This window comes from Edaphovirga cremea (assembly GCF_003332275.1).
In the GTDB taxonomy this organism is placed as follows: Bacteria; Pseudomonadota; Gammaproteobacteria; order Enterobacterales; family Enterobacteriaceae; genus Edaphovirga; species Edaphovirga cremea.
The window spans coordinates 1-624 of record NZ_QOVA01000070.1 but is presented as its reverse complement, the minus strand read 5'-3'; the positions used below and the strand labels follow the sequence as shown (position 1 = coordinate 624).

Annotated in this window: 1 protein-coding gene; it reads left to right on the top strand. The window is 47.8% G+C overall.

The genetic code is table 11. From position 1 onward, the window contains the following. The coding region (locus DRI82_RS23710) for a PAAR domain-containing protein (RefSeq protein ID WP_245956927.1) at positions 1-624 on the top strand (624 nt) is incomplete at both ends.

Below are 624 nucleotides of genomic sequence, written 5' to 3'. Positions count from 1 at the left end.
ATTAGGTTACTGGATTATAAAGGGGGACAGAACTTCCTGCGGGGGGAGTGTTCTTGAAGGACATCCAAAAGGGCAAAAATTTGGCAGTAATTTTAATCCGCAAGCGGTTCAGGGCAACAAAGTGTCATGCGGTAAACATCCTGGTGTATACAGCGTCAGTGGAGGCCATCCTGGAGAAATTATTCATGGCTGTCTGGCAGCAAGTACGCTTTATAGTCGCTCAACCTGCCCGTGTAAGGCTTTTTTTATTCCTTCTCAAACCTGGGCTAAACATGGCCCCTACCAGAACGCGCCAGTAAAAGCAGTCCCAGCACCAGCGAAAACTGCCCCTGAACCCGTTCAAGAGCCGGAACAACACGCACAATCAGCTAAAAAGCACATAATAGAGCAACCAATGCAACAGGAGTCAAAACGTGAACCTGTAGACGCTGGTTTTTGTGTTCTTCCCTACGGGGCGGTTACAAAGGCGTATGAGCCGTGGTTATTTGAAAGCGAACCGCCAGCAGGAACACGAGAATTATTTCATTCTTTGAATGGTGAAGGTAAAGAATACAAAGCCGGTTCAATTCTGCTTTTGGTTGACCCTGATAAGCAGGACAGTGAACAGATCGCCCACATGCAGGC